The 12,177-nt window shown below is 67.0% G+C and carries 13 protein-coding genes and 1 pseudogene; 6 read left to right on the top strand and 8 right to left on the bottom strand.

What is annotated here, in order from left to right; genetic code table 11:
* Positions 1–42: 42 nt before the first annotated feature.
* The 4 genes from msrB to ACREBX_RS15615 all read right to left on the bottom strand — a co-directional run bounded on the left by msrB (position 43) and on the right by ACREBX_RS15615 (position 3,426).
* Complete coding sequence (gene msrB / locus ACREBX_RS15630; RefSeq protein WP_431562657.1) at positions 43–450, bottom strand: peptide-methionine (R)-S-oxide reductase MsrB; 408 nt, start codon at positions 448–450, stop codon at positions 43–45.
* Positions 451–539: 89 nt separating this feature from the next.
* Positions 540–1,637 (bottom strand): NAD(P)/FAD-dependent oxidoreductase, encoded by a 1,098-nt coding sequence (locus tag ACREBX_RS15625; RefSeq protein WP_431562656.1) that lies wholly within the window; start codon positions 1,635–1,637, stop codon positions 540–542.
* On the bottom strand, positions 1,634–2,347 hold the full coding sequence (locus tag ACREBX_RS15620; RefSeq protein ID WP_431562655.1) for a methyltransferase domain-containing protein: 714 nt from the start codon (positions 2,345–2,347) through the stop codon (positions 1,634–1,636). The genes ACREBX_RS15625 and ACREBX_RS15620 overlap by 4 nt, the downstream gene beginning before the upstream one ends.
* Positions 2,344–3,426, bottom strand: a complete 1,083-nt coding sequence (locus tag ACREBX_RS15615; RefSeq protein WP_431562654.1) for a type III polyketide synthase — start codon at positions 3,424–3,426, stop codon at positions 2,344–2,346. Before ACREBX_RS15615 ends, ACREBX_RS15620 begins: the two co-directional genes overlap by 4 nt.
* A gap of 86 nt (positions 3,427–3,512) precedes the next feature.
* On the opposite strand from ACREBX_RS15615, the gene ACREBX_RS15610 reads away from it, so the two are divergent.
* Entirely contained in the window at positions 3,513–4,025 is a 513-nt protein-coding gene (locus ACREBX_RS15610) for a DUF4402 domain-containing protein (protein WP_431562682.1), read from the top strand.
* Between the two features lie 39 nt (positions 4,026–4,064).
* Here ACREBX_RS15610 and catB read toward each other — a convergent pair whose 3' ends face one another.
* Entirely contained in the window at positions 4,065–4,697 is a 633-nt protein-coding gene (gene catB / locus ACREBX_RS15605) for a type B chloramphenicol O-acetyltransferase (protein ID WP_431562653.1), read from the bottom strand.
* A gap of 218 nt (positions 4,698–4,915) precedes the next feature.
* Entirely contained in the window at positions 4,916–5,578 is a 663-nt protein-coding gene (locus ACREBX_RS15600) for a YggS family pyridoxal phosphate-dependent enzyme (RefSeq protein WP_431562652.1), read from the bottom strand.
* A gap of 57 nt (positions 5,579–5,635) precedes the next feature.
* Here ACREBX_RS15600 and ACREBX_RS15595 point away from each other — a divergent pair, with 57 nt between their 5' ends.
* On the top strand, positions 5,636–6,244 hold the full coding sequence (locus ACREBX_RS15595; protein WP_431562651.1) for a thiamine phosphate synthase: 609 nt from the start codon (positions 5,636–5,638) through the stop codon (positions 6,242–6,244).
* A 130-nt stretch (positions 6,245–6,374) separates the two neighbouring features.
* Here the strand turns inward: ACREBX_RS15595 and ACREBX_RS15590 are convergent, their stop codons facing one another.
* Positions 6,375–7,037 carry a hypothetical protein gene (locus ACREBX_RS15590; protein WP_431562681.1) on the bottom strand — a complete coding sequence of 221 codons (663 nt, stop codon included), beginning with the start codon at positions 7,035–7,037 and terminating at the stop codon, positions 6,375–6,377.
* A 328-nt stretch (positions 7,038–7,365) separates the two neighbouring features.
* Here ACREBX_RS15590 and ACREBX_RS15585 point away from each other — a divergent pair, with 328 nt between their 5' ends.
* From ACREBX_RS15585 to holA, 4 genes are read left to right on the top strand one after another with little or no spacing between them, the layout of a single operon-like run.
* Entirely contained in the window at positions 7,366–7,827 is a 462-nt protein-coding gene (locus ACREBX_RS15585; RefSeq protein ID WP_248456649.1) for a DUF3576 domain-containing protein, read from the top strand.
* A 50-nt stretch (positions 7,828–7,877) separates the two neighbouring features.
* Positions 7,878–10,460 (top strand): leucine--tRNA ligase, encoded by a 2,583-nt coding sequence (gene leuS / locus ACREBX_RS15580; protein WP_431562650.1) that lies wholly within the window; start codon positions 7,878–7,880, stop codon positions 10,458–10,460.
* Positions 10,460–11,008, top strand: a complete 549-nt coding sequence (gene lptE / locus ACREBX_RS15575) for an LPS assembly lipoprotein LptE (RefSeq protein ID WP_431562649.1) — start codon at positions 10,460–10,462, stop codon at positions 11,006–11,008. Before leuS ends, lptE begins: the two co-directional genes overlap by 1 nt.
* Positions 11,005–12,036: a DNA polymerase III subunit delta gene (gene holA, locus ACREBX_RS15570; protein WP_431562648.1), complete on the top strand. Its 1,032-nt coding sequence runs from the start codon at positions 11,005–11,007 to the stop codon at positions 12,034–12,036. Before lptE ends, holA begins: the two co-directional genes overlap by 4 nt.
* Before the next feature lie 26 nt (positions 12,037–12,062).
* Here holA and ACREBX_RS15565 read toward each other — a convergent pair.
* Positions 12,063–12,177, bottom strand: a pseudogene (locus ACREBX_RS15565) (IS30 family transposase); the annotation flags it as partial.

The raw sequence follows: 12,177 nt of genomic DNA, 5'->3' as shown, positions 1-12,177 counted from the left end.
TCCCTCACTGCGCCCCTGATGCGTCAGTCCGGGAAGGCGGTCTCAATCCTTGCCGGTTGACGCCTCATCCTGCCCGCGACCCGCGAAGTCAAGCGCCGCGCTGTTGATGCAATAGCGCAGCCCCGTCGGTCCGGGGCCATCGGGGAAGACATGGCCGAGATGGCCTTCGCACTTGGCGCAGCGCACTTCGGTGCGGACCATGCCGTGGCTGGTGTCAGTCAGTTCCTTGACTGCGCCGCCCTCTGCCGGCGCGGTGTAGCTCGGCCAGCCCGACCCGCTGTCGAACTTGGTGCGGCTGTCGAACAAAGGTTCGCCGCAGTCGGCGCAGCGATACACGCCGTCGCCCTTGTGGTCGGTATATTTGCCGGTGAAGGCGCGCTCCGTACCGCCTTCGCGCAGCACATGGTGCGCCATCGGGTCGAGTGTTTTTTTGGTTTTCGGATCGGTCATGGAGAATCTCCTTCGGACGGGCCTTTTTTGGGACCATCGCTGTTGATCATAATATCGGCGCGGCGCTGCGTGACTGCAAGGGGTTGCAGTCAGCGTGGGTCGATCCGCGTCGCCTGCGATATCATTCGTACCAAAGACGGAAAAAGTGACGCCGCGCCGGTCATAAATCCGGCGCTGCCCGGATTCTCGCCCATCCGCCATACGAGGTTCGCAAGCGCGAAGGGACGCGTCATCCGCGCGGCTAGACGTTCCTGAAAGGCGGGCGCCGCTGCGCCGCCACCGTGACGCCACGCCGTCACCGCGGCATAGGCGCTCGCGAGTGCCACTCCCATGCCCTCTCCAGCGAGGCTCGGGATTACGCCCGCCTGATCGCCCAGCCGGAACAGGCCCGGCGCGGTATCGCGCGTGCGCCAGCCATAAGGGACATGCCCTATGGCATCGACCCCGAACGAAAAGTCGGCATGGGCCAGTCGCTCGCCAAGATGCGGCATCGCGGCCCCCAGCGTGTGCAGCAGCGCCGCCGGATCGCCGCCCGCTTCGTCGAGCCGCGATTTGTGGACCGCAAGGCAGAGATTGCCGCTGCCATCCTCTTGCCGCACCAGCCCGGCATAACCGCGATCGAAGAGGTGCAGCTCGACCGCGTCGCCGATCAGCCGGTCGAGCGTGGGATGCGTCGGAAGCCGCAGGCGAAGCCCCATTGCAGGATCGGCGCGCTGCCATTCGGCAGGCTCGCGAGCGAAACCGCGAAAACCATGCTTGCCCGCGGCGAGGAAGATCGACGGCGCGGTCAGCGTTGCACCGTCGCGCGTCTGCACGCCGCCGCCTTCGAGCGCCGTTGCATGGACGCCGCGTTCGAGGCCCGCGCCCGCCGCAATCGCCGCCGCTTGCAAGGCGCCGTCGAGCCGGTGGCGCGACACGCCCATCGCCTCGCCGGGCAGCGCTGTCTCGCTGTGCCGCTGGCCCGCGAACAGGCGCACGCGGCGGATCGTCTGCCCGCCGAGCGCCGCGCGATCGATCCCGAGTGCATCGAGCCGCTTCAATGTCTGCCAGCTCAGGAAACCGCCGCACAGCGCATCGCCCGTTTCGCGCGCGCGTTCGAGCAGCAATATCTTTGCGCCCGCCCCCGCCAGCCCGATCGCCGCCGCCGACCCGGCGGGTCCGGCGCCGACGATGATCGCGTCACTCACCGGAGGCGCTCGACGCAGAGCCGATAAGGAAAGCTGCGGAAGATGCGGCATTCGTTCGCCGCGCCGGGCAGCGCCTCGGCCAGCATCGCCTGCCATTCGGCGCGGCGAAAACTGCGCCCGACCGATAGCTGTCCATCGCGACGGACGATCGGATCAACGAAGGCCAGCGTCGCGATTAGCGGATAGCCCGCAAAAGGCAGGCGCTGGCGGTGAAGGTCGTTGATCAGCCAGCCGCGCGTCGCTTCGCCTTCCATGAAGCTGAGGAATTCGGTGCGCTGCCCCGGCGTCATATGATGGGTGACGAGGCTGGACAGGATGATGTCCCATCCCTGCCCCGCGAGCGCGCGATAATCGCCGGTGATCAGCCGCGCGCGCGCGCCAAGCCGCATCGCCGCCACGGCTTCGCTCTTGCGATTGAGGTCGACGCCGACCAGGTCGAGCGCGACCCCGCGTTTCTCGCCCCAGCGCGCGATCCGCGCGAGCATGTCGCCCGCGCCGAAGCCGACATCGAGAATGCGCCACGGCCGGTCGCCGATACCCTGCGCCCGCACTCGGTCGAGAAAGCCCAGCGTCGGCCGCGGCGCCATCGTCAGCCCATTGACGCGCGACAGGTCGGCGAGCACGCGCGCGTAGCGTTCGGGCGGCAGCTCGGCGGCGTCCATCTCCTCTTCGCGCTCGATCGGGACACGAAGGCTGGTGAAGGGGTTCATGACGCGGTGAAGCGGATCGCTTCGGCGGCGAGCCCCGGGCCAAAGGCGATCGCGACCCCCTCGCCCGCCACGCCGCGCGCCATCATGTCGGCGAGCACGAACAGGATCGTCGCCGACGACATATTGCCGAATCGCGCGAGCACAGCGCGGCTGTCGGCGAGCGCCTCCGGTGCGACCTCCAGCGCATGTTCGACCGCATCGAGCACCGAGCGGCCGCCGGCGTGGACCGCGAGCAGCGGCGGCGCGCCGGCATCGCCGAACAGCTCGCGCTGGACATCGGCGTCGGCGAGCGCTTCGCGCAGCCGCCCCGGGACCTCGCCCGACAAGGTCATCTCGAACCCCTTGTCGCCGATGTCCCAGCGGATCAGCTCGTCGCTATCGTCGAGTGCGAGGCTGCGCCCTTCGCCGAGTGCGAGCCCGTGCGGCGCCGCCGACACGATTCCCGCCGCCGCGCCGTCGCTGAACTGCAGCATCGCGAGCAAGGGCTCGGGTTCGTCGGCGAGGCTGAGGTGCAGCGTCGACAGCTCGACGCTGACCACCAATACCACCGCGTCGGGTTCGGAGCGCACGATATGGCGTGCGGTGCGCAGCGCGGTGACCCCGGCGTAACAGCCCATGAAGCCGATCAGCACGCGCTCGACGGTCGGTGCCAGTCCCAGCCGCCGCGCAAGGATCTGGTCGATCCCGGGTGCGACAAAGCCGGTGCAGCTCGCTACGACGATATGCGTGATGCGCGCGGGGGCGAGCGCGTCGCCGAGCCCGGCAATTGCTTGCATCGCAAGCTCGGGCGCATGCTGCGCATAGGCCGCCATCCGCGCCGATGTCGGCGGCAGGCCGGGGACATCGTAAAATCCGCCAGCCGCGACCGGCGAGCCGCCCGCCGGCGTCGGTGGCAGCACCGACCAGCGATGCTCGATCCCCGACCGCGCGGTCATCCGCGCAAAGATTGCGCGCACGCGGTCGTCGGTCAGCCGCGGCGTCGCCCAGTCGATGAAGGATTGATGGATATCATGCCCCGGCACCGCGGTGGCGAGGGCGTTCAGCCGGGGGGACGGCGGGGGTTTGGTCATCGCGCACATGTGGCCGAAAAGCGGGAAACTGGCCAGCGATTAGCGCCGCCTTCGCTTTACCGTGGCTTAACCATGTCGGGTCTATCTTGATGGGTGTGAAATTGCGTCTTTTCCTTGGCTTTGCGCTGGCTTTCGGCACTGCGCCTTCCGCGGGTGCGCAGTGCATGCTCTGCGCACAGGACAAGGCGGCGGGCACCACGGCGCGCAAGGTCGAGGTGCCGCTGCGCATCGATGTCGAAACGCGGCTCGACATGGGCCGCGTCGCGGTCGGCGCGATGGGGGGCGAGGTCGAACTCGACCCCACCTCGGGCGTTCGCCGCGTGCGCGGCGATGTCATCGACCTTGGCGGCTTCGCGCTGACCGGCACCGTCACCGTGCGCGGCGAACCGGGGGCCGAAGTCCGCGTCATCCTTCCCGCAAGCGTCGATCTCGAAAGCGGCCATGGCCGCACCGCGCGTGTCACCGGCCTCGTCACCGACCTTTCGGCCGCGCCGCGTCTCGGTGCCGACGGCCGCCTGACATTCCGCTTCGGCGGCCGGCTGCAGATCGCCGGGCTCGACGACGGCGACTATCGCGGGCGGGTTCCGGTGACGGTCGAATATCAATAGGGCGAGGTGGAAAGCGAACCGTCGCCTCCCACCCCCGGATTAATGCGATTGCCAGCCGCGCCACAAATCGCGCAGGCCGGCGATATCGCCGCTGCACAAGTGCGGCATCGCCTCGCGCAGTCGTTCATCGGGCCAATGCCACCATTGCATCTCTAGCAACGCCGCGATGTCGCCATCGGCGAAGCGCTTGCGGATCGGGGCTGCGGGATTCCCGCCGACGATCGTATAGGGGTCGACGTCGCGGGTCACGACCGCCCGTGTGCCAATGACGGCGCCTTCGCCGATCCGGATGCCCGGCATGACGATGGCTTCCGAACCGATCCAGACATCGTGACCGATCACGGTATCGCCTGCCGGGAGAAAGCCGTTCCGGGCACCGCCGAATGCCGAAACATCGGGCATCCAGAAAAAAGGAAAGGTGCTGATCCAGTCGTTCCGGTGGCCCTGATTGCCCGCCATGATGAAAGCGGCGCCCGATCCGATCGAACAGAAGCTGCCAATGATCAGCTTGTCCCCATTTTCGTCGGGAAGGATGAAGCGGGCGCAGTCGTCGAAGCTGTGCCCGTGATAATAGCCCGAATAATAGCTGAAGCGACCGACCTGAATATTCGGCTGGGTAACGTGTTTGTCGAGCGTTATCCCCTTGAAGGGGCTTTCGAAAAAATTTTCCATTGTGAACACCTGCGGTGTCGATGGCCTGTCGGCCAACGAAGGATGAAGACGATATTCATCGAAAGACGCGGCCGGGGCGGCGCGCCTTCGCGGTTCTCTCGCGTCAGTGGCGCGGGAACCCCATGCAGGTGGTACACGGTGCGGACTTCATGGAAGACAAGCTAAAGTGCCATAAGCGCCGTGGCAACATCGCAGCATCGAAGTTCGCATTCACTGGTTCAGCTTCGCGACCCGAACAGCGCCGTCCCGACGCGCACATGCGTCGCGCCGAGCATCACCGCGGTCTCATAATCGCCGCTCATTCCCATCGACCGCAGCGGCAAGCCGAGACGCTCGGCAAGCTCGTCGAGCAGCGCGAAAAAGGGGGCGGGCTCGATCTCGGCGGGGGGGATCGCCATCAGCCCGTCGATCGTCAGCCCGGCGTTCTTCGCTTCGGCCAGCAGCACGGGCAGGTCGGCGACCGCGCAGCCGCCCTTTTGCTCCTCGTCGCCGATATTGACCTGGACGAACAACTGCGGCTGCTTGCCCGCCTTTTGACAAGCCTTCGCGATCGCCTGCACAAGCGAGCTGCGGTCGAGCGAGTGGATCGCATCGAACAGCGCCACCGCTTCCTCGGCCTTGTTCGATTGCAGTTGGCCGATCAGGTGGAGCATGATGTCGGGGGTGTCGGCGCGCAGTTCGGGCCATTTCGCCGCGGCTTCCTGCACGCGGTTCTCGCCGAAGTGGCGCTGGCCCGCGGCGATCAACGGGCGGATTGCCTGCGTGTCGTGGGTTTTCGACACCGCGATCAGGCAGATCTCGTCGGCCCGCCGCTGCGTGCGCTTTGCCGCGCCCGCGATATTCGCATTTACCTCGGCCAGCCGGTCTGCTGCTTCGCTCATCGTCTCGGTTCCATCCCGCGCGTTGCGCGCGCTCGCGACGCGCCTATAGAAAGGGCGATGCGCCCGCGCCACCCCCTGCCCTCCGAATTGCCGAACGCATGGCTGTTCAGCGACGAGCGGCTCAAAGCGGGCATCGCCGAACTCGCGGCGCTGCTTCCGCCCGGTAGCGGTATCGTCCTCCGCCACGACAGCCTGGCGCCGGGCGCGCGCTGGCGCGTGCTGCGGCGGCTGATGCGCACCGCGCGCGTGCGGGGATTGACCGTGCTGCTCGCGGGACCGCCCGCCACGGCGCGGCGCTGGGGCGCCGACGGCGTCCACCTTCGCCAGCGCGACGCAAAGCATGCGGAGCAGGCGCATCGGCTCGGCCTGCTGCTCACCATGCCCGTCCACGACGCGCACGAAGCGCGCCGCGCGCGCAGAGCTGGAGCCGACAGCGTCTTCATCTCGCCGCTCCACCCGACGCGGTCGCACCCCGGCGCCCCGGTGCTCGGGCGGGCGGCGTGGCTGCGGCTCGCGCGGCTATCGGGCGCACAGCCGATCGCGCTGGGCGGGATGACCCCGGCGCGGGCGCGCGAACTTAATCGTGCAAGCAGGATGGGCGTTGGCTGGGCCGCAGTCGATTTCTGGTCGGAAAAAGCAGCGGCACGTCGGGCGAAGCTGCGTTGAGATTTGGTTCGGGGTGAGTCGAAAATGTTGCTTTTGCAAGGCCCGGAGCGCAACGCACTTTTGTGCGTGAGCACCGGAAGCTTGGAAAAGTGACATTTGCAGGCCGCTCCGGGCCAAATCTCAACGTAGCTTAGAAGCGGAACGCGGTTCCGACATAGACCGCCTGGCTGTCGCGGCGCGTATCGGTCAGCGGTTCGATACGGTCGTCGCTCTTGTACCGAACGCCCGCGGTGACGTCGATATTCTTGGTCAGGCGATAGCTGCTCACGACATCGACGGCCGACGCTTCGCCAGGAGCGGTGACGCGATCGGTTGCCCCGCTTGGGTCGCTTGGGCGGTTGACCATTCGCGTGGCGAAGCGCGACTTCTTTTCGTCCTGTTCCGGGGCCTTCGCGACCGGCAGGTTGCGAAGGTCAGTGCCGCGCGGCAGCGTCGGCGTGACGAATTTCTCGAATCCGACCGAGGCGCCCAGATTATAGGCGACCGGGGTGATCGCGATCGGCGCGGTCCGGCCCGCGGCGAGGGCGGACGTCCGCGTGGCGCTCGACGCGTCGTCGCGGGCGCGAATCACGACGGTGATCGCACGGTTCTTGCGGCCGTCGTCGGGGAGCGCGGGGGTGAAGCTGAAGCTGCCCCGCTGTTCGGCCGACATCTTGTTATAGCGTGCGATCAGCCGCTCATCGCCCGATGCCGGGGTGAACTGGCCAAGCAAGGTTTCCGAAAGCGTGGTGTCGCGGATGCGGTCGCTGCTCGACATCGCGGCGAGCGCTGGCGGAAGCGCAAGCGAAACCACCGCCAAAGCGGTGAGGCTTCCCTTCCAAAAATGTCGCGATGTGCGCGCCATTGCTCTGCGACTCCAACCCCAATCGACTCGTCAAATAGGACTCCCGGCCCGATATTGCCAGTGAATCCCGTCAAATTGTTGCAACGATTCCGATTTTTGCCAAAATTGTTGCGAGATCGTCACAGTGAGTTTCGAATCTGACCAAAATCTGAACGGCCGCGCGGCCGAAATTGCCGCGCTTGCCCGACGGCGGCAAGGGCGATAGAGACGCTGGCAATTCCGTTCCGCGCGGCCGATTTTCCAGGTCGGACGGGCTCAAGAGATAAGGTGTACCCGCATGTCCCAGCTTTCCGTCCTTGCCACGCTCGGTCGCCGTCCGGCCGCGCTCGCGCTGCTCGGGCTCGCGACGCTTGGTCTTTCGGCCTGCGCGAACAAGGAACGGCCGCGCGCCGATCTCGCCGCCAGCCAGGTGACGACGATTGGCGTCAACAGCTATTTGTGGCGCGCCTCGCTCGACGCGCTGTCGTTCATGCCGCTGCTCCAGGCCGATTCGGCCGGCGGCGTCGTGATCACCGACTGGTATGCGAACCCGGCGAACCCGGGCGAGCGGATGAAGGTCACTGTGTCGATCCTCGACCAGGATCTGCGCGCCGACGCGCTGCGCATCGCGGCCTCGCGCCAGGTGGCGCAGGGTGGCTCCTGGGTCGACGCGCCGGTTCAGGCGGCGACCGTACAGAAGCTCGAGGAAATCATCCTCACCCGCGCCCGCGACCTGCGTCGCTCGGCCATCAGGGACTAATCCGCGGCGCGCGTCCGCGCGCCCACACAGACTAACGGGGTAACCGACGAATGACCCGCGAACCGCGCTTTGGCGCCCTCGCCGCCGACGCCCGCTGGCAAAAGGCGTGGGAGGCGGCGAACAGCTTTGCCACGACCGACAGCGAAGATCGGCCCAAAGCCTATATCCTCGAGATGTTCCCCTATCCCTCGGGGCGCATCCACATGGGCCACGTCCGCAACTATGCGATGGGCGACGTGCTCGCGCGCTTCAAGCGGATGACCGGGCACGACGTGCTCCACCCGATGGGCTGGGACGCGTTCGGCATGCCCGCTGAAAATGCCGCGATGGAAAAAGGGGTCCACCCCGGCGGCTGGACGCGCGACAATATCGCGTCGATGCGCGCGCAGCTGAAACGTTTGGGGCTGGCGATCGACTGGAGCCGCGAGCTCGCGACGTGCGAGCCCGATTATTACGGGCAGGAACAATCCTTGTTCCTCGACCTGTTCGCCGCGGGGCTCGTCACGCGCAAGCACAGCTATGTGAACTGGGACCCCGTCGACATGACCGTGCTCGCGAACGAGCAGGTGATCGACGGCCGCGGCTGGCGCTCGGGCGCGCTCGTCGAAAAGAAAAAGCTGTCGCAGTGGTTTTTGAAGATCACCGACTTCGCCGAGGAATTGCTCGACGGATTGGGCAAGCTCGAAAGCTGGCCCGACAAGGTCCGCCTGATGCAGGAAAACTGGATCGGCAAGTCACAGGGGCTGGAGTTCAGCTTCAAGCTCGCCGGCGGCGCGGCCGGTTTCGACGTCTTCACCACCCGCCCCGACACGCTCTATGGCGCAAGCTTCGCGGCGATCTCGCCCGACCATCCGCTCGCCGAGCGGCTGGCGAAGGATTCGCCCGAACTCGCGGCGTTCATCGAGGACTGCCGCCGTCAGGGCACCGCCACCGAACAGATCGACACCGCCGAGAAGATGGGCTTCGACACCGGCATCGCGGTCGAGCACCCGCTCGACCCGAACTGGCACCTGCCCGTCTGGGTCGTGAACTATGTGTTGATGGACTATGGCACTGGCGCGATCTTCGGCTGCCCCGCGCACGACCAGCGTGACCTCGACTTCGCACATAAATACGGGCTGCAGGTCCACCGCGTGATCGCAGAGCCTGCCCTCGCGAAGGCGGGGGGCGACGAGACCGCGCAGCATTTCACCGGAACCGAAGCCTACACCGGCCCCGGCAAGCTGGTGAACAGCCACTTCCTTGACGGCATGAGCATCGACGCGGCGAAGGCCGCGGTGATCGCACGCGCCGAGCATGAGGGCTGGGGCAAGGGCACCACCGTGTGGCGCCTGCGCGACTGGGGCGTGTCGCGCCAGCGTTATTGGGGCACCCCGATCCCGTTCATCCATTGCGACGCGTGCGGCACCGTGCCCGTTCCCAAGGGCGAGCTCCCTGTCATCCTGCCCGAGGATGTCGATTTTTCGGCCCCCGGCAACCCGCTCGACCGTCATCCGACGTGGAAGCATGTCGCCTGCCCGAGTTGCGGCGCCGCCGCGCTGCGCGAGACCGACACGCTCGACACCTTTGTCGATTCGTCCTGGTATTTCCTGCGCTTTGCGAGTTCGCCAAGCGACAAGCCGTTCGATCCCGAGGTGATCCGCCGCTGGCTGCCCGTCGACCAATATATCGGCGGCATCGAGCATGCGATCCTCCACCTTCTCTACGCGCGCTTCTGGACGCGTGCCTTGCAGAAGATGGGGATGATCGACATCGCCGAGCCCTTCGCGAGCCTGTTCACGCAGGGCATGGTGACGCACGAAACCTATTCCATGCTTATGCACGAGGATGTCGGCGACAGAGAGGTCTTTTTCAGTCCCGCCGAAGTCGAGTGGCACGATGGCAAGCCTTATGTTGAAGGCAACTATCCGCAAGCCCCGTTGCAGGTCGGCCGCGTGATCAAGATGTCGAAATCGAAGAAGAATGTCGTCGATCCCGATGCCATCCTCGACCAGTACGGCGCCGACGCCGCGCGCTGGTTCATGCTCTCCGACAGCCCGCCCGAGCGCGATCTGCCGTGGAGCGAGGCGGGCATCGAGGGCGCGTGGCGCTTCGTCCAGCGCCTGTGGCGGATCTTCGGCGACACCGAAAATGCCGGTGACGGCGCCGAAGACAAGGCGCTCGCACGCAAGCTCCATCAGACGATTGCCGGCGTCGCAACCGATGTCGAAGCGCTCGGCTTCAACAAGGCGGTCGCCAAGATCCACGCGCTCGCGAACGAGATCGAGAAAGCGAAACCCTCGGCCACCCGCGCCGAGGCATGCCGCACCCTCATCCTGCTCGTCGCGCCGATGCTGCCGCACCTCGCCGAAGAGGCATGGGCCGCGCTCCCCGCCGGTCAGCGCCCGACCGCGATGATCGCCGACGCCGCATGGCCTGCCGCCGATCCGGCACTGCTCGTCGATGACGAGGTGACAATCGCGATCCAGATGGCGGGTAAGCTGCGCGATACGATGACGCTCGCCAAAGGTCTCGACAAGGATGCAGTGGAAGCCGCAGCGCTCGCGCGTCCGCGCATCGTCGAACTGCTCGCCGGCGCCGCGCCGAAGAAGGTCATTGTGGTCCCCGACCGTTTGGTGAATATCGTTCCCTGATGCGTTTGCTTCTCGTCTCCTGCCTCGCGGCCGCCTCGCTGACCATCGGCGGCTGCGGCCTGCGTCCCTTGTACGCGAACGGCAGCAAGGGGGCGGTGGCGCAGGTGCTCGCCGACGTCGACGTCGCGGCGATCGAGGGGCATAGCGGCTGGCTCGTCCGCAACGCGCTCCGCGACCGGCTGCAGGCGACGCAGGGCGGCGCGGGCGCGGGCAAGCGCCTCCGTCTCGACGTCCGCCTCGAAGATTCGATCACCGGCTTTGGCGTCCGCGCCGACGATGCGGTGACGCGCGAGCGCCGGACGTTGCGCGCGCGCTACCAGCTCGTCGACGCGGCGACCGGCGAAGTGCTGCTCGACGCGACGGCGTTCTCCGACGCGGGGATCGACGTCGTCGGCAGCGAATATGCGACGATCGCCGCCGAGTCCTCGGCGCTCGAACGCCTGTCCTCGGCGGTCGCCGACCAGATCGTCGCGCGCCTCGCTGTCTTTGCGAACCGCGGCGGCGGACAACCGGCTGCTGCGCCCGCCCCGACACCCGCAGGGCAATGAAGACGGTCAAACCGAACGAACTCGAACGCCTCTCGCGCCTCGACCCCGCGGTTCGTTTCACCCTCCTCACCGGCCCCGACGAAGCGACAATGGAAGCCGTCGCGAGCCATTTGATCGGCCTTGCCGGCAAAGATGCCGAACGGCTAGACCTTTCGGGATCGCAGCTGTCGCAGGATCCGTCGCTGCTCGCCGCCGAAGCGGCATCGATGTCGCTTTTCTCGTCCGCGCGCGTGATCAGGGTCGAATTGTCGGGCAGCGGCGACGACGGCCTTGCGGCGGTCGAGGCGCTGCTCGCCGCCGAAACCGCGATCAACCCGGTGATCGCGACCGGCGCGTCGGTCACCGCCAAGTCGAAACTCGTCAAGCTGGTCGAAGGCTCGGATCATGCCGTCGCCGCGATCTGCTACCAGCCCGACCGGCGTGCGCTCGTCGGCATCGCGATGGGGGCGGGGCAGGAACAGGGGCTGCGGCTTGCCAATGCCGAAGCGCAATTGCTCGTCGACCTCGTCTCGGGCGACCAGGCGCTGATGCGGCGCGAGATCGAGAAGATCGCGCTCTACCTCGACGCGGGTCCAGACCGGCAGCGGCAGGTGACCGCGGCCGACATCGCCGCGCTCGGCGCCGCGACGCACGAGGAGGATGTCAGCGAGTGCATCAATGTCGCACTTGGCGGCAAGGTGCGCGAAATGCCTGAAATGCTGGCCAAGGCGACGGCGGTCGGCGTGGCCGAAATCCGCATCATCCGCGCGCTCGCGATCCGCGCGATGGCGCTCGCGCGCCTGCGCGCCGAAGTCGACGGCGGCGCGCACCCGGCGACCGTGGTATCGGCGCGCACCAGCGGGATTTTCTGGAAGGAGCGCGACGCGGTGACCGCGCAGCTCCACATCTGGGATTCGGTCCGCATCGCGCGGTTGATGAGCCGGTTGCTCGACTGCGAGCGCGCGCTCAAGGCGTCGGGCACCGCGGGCGCGGTGCTGTTCCGCAAGCTGATGGCCGACATCGCGCACCAGGCCGCGCGGGCGCGATAGATTTGGGTCCGCAATCGGTGGTGGGTTCAACGTGTGGCGGCAACACATGCCTGAAAGCGCTCGGCGGGTGTTTGGTAGTCGAGCGTTTTTCGAGGTCGTTCGTTGAGCTGCCGTGCAACGGCACTCAGCTTGGCCTGACTA

The organism is Sphingopyxis sp. (genome assembly GCF_050725655.1).
Classification (GTDB): domain Bacteria; phylum Pseudomonadota; class Alphaproteobacteria; order Sphingomonadales; family Sphingomonadaceae; genus Sphingopyxis.
This window is presented reverse-complemented; position numbering and strand designations above follow the sequence as displayed.

Excerpts from the sequence above, each read along its gene's own strand:
- ACREBX_RS15585 (WP_248456649.1), top strand. The coding sequence starts at position 7,366 with ATGTCCCAGCTTTCCGTCCTTGCCACGCTCGGTCGCCGTCCGGCCGCG.
- msrB (WP_431562657.1), bottom strand. The coding sequence starts at position 450 with ATGACCGATCCGAAAACCAAAAAAACACTCGACCCGATGGCGCACCAT.
- lptE (WP_431562649.1), top strand. The coding sequence starts at position 10,460 with ATGCGTTTGCTTCTCGTCTCCTGCCTCGCGGCCGCCTCGCTGACCATC.
- catB (WP_431562653.1), bottom strand. The coding sequence starts at position 4,697 with ATGGAAAATTTTTTCGAAAGCCCCTTCAAGGGGATAACGCTCGACAAA.
- holA (WP_431562648.1), top strand. The coding sequence starts at position 11,005 with ATGAAGACGGTCAAACCGAACGAACTCGAACGCCTCTCGCGCCTCGAC.
- ACREBX_RS15595 (WP_431562651.1), top strand. The coding sequence starts at position 5,636 with ATGCGCCCGCGCCACCCCCTGCCCTCCGAATTGCCGAACGCATGGCTG.
- ACREBX_RS15615 (WP_431562654.1), bottom strand. The coding sequence starts at position 3,426 with ATGTGCGCGATGACCAAACCCCCGCCGTCCCCCCGGCTGAACGCCCTC.
- ACREBX_RS15620 (WP_431562655.1), bottom strand. The coding sequence starts at position 2,347 with ATGAACCCCTTCACCAGCCTTCGTGTCCCGATCGAGCGCGAAGAGGAG.
- ACREBX_RS15600 (WP_431562652.1), bottom strand. The coding sequence starts at position 5,578 with ATGAGCGAAGCAGCAGACCGGCTGGCCGAGGTAAATGCGAATATCGCG.
- leuS (WP_431562650.1), top strand. The coding sequence starts at position 7,878 with ATGACCCGCGAACCGCGCTTTGGCGCCCTCGCCGCCGACGCCCGCTGG.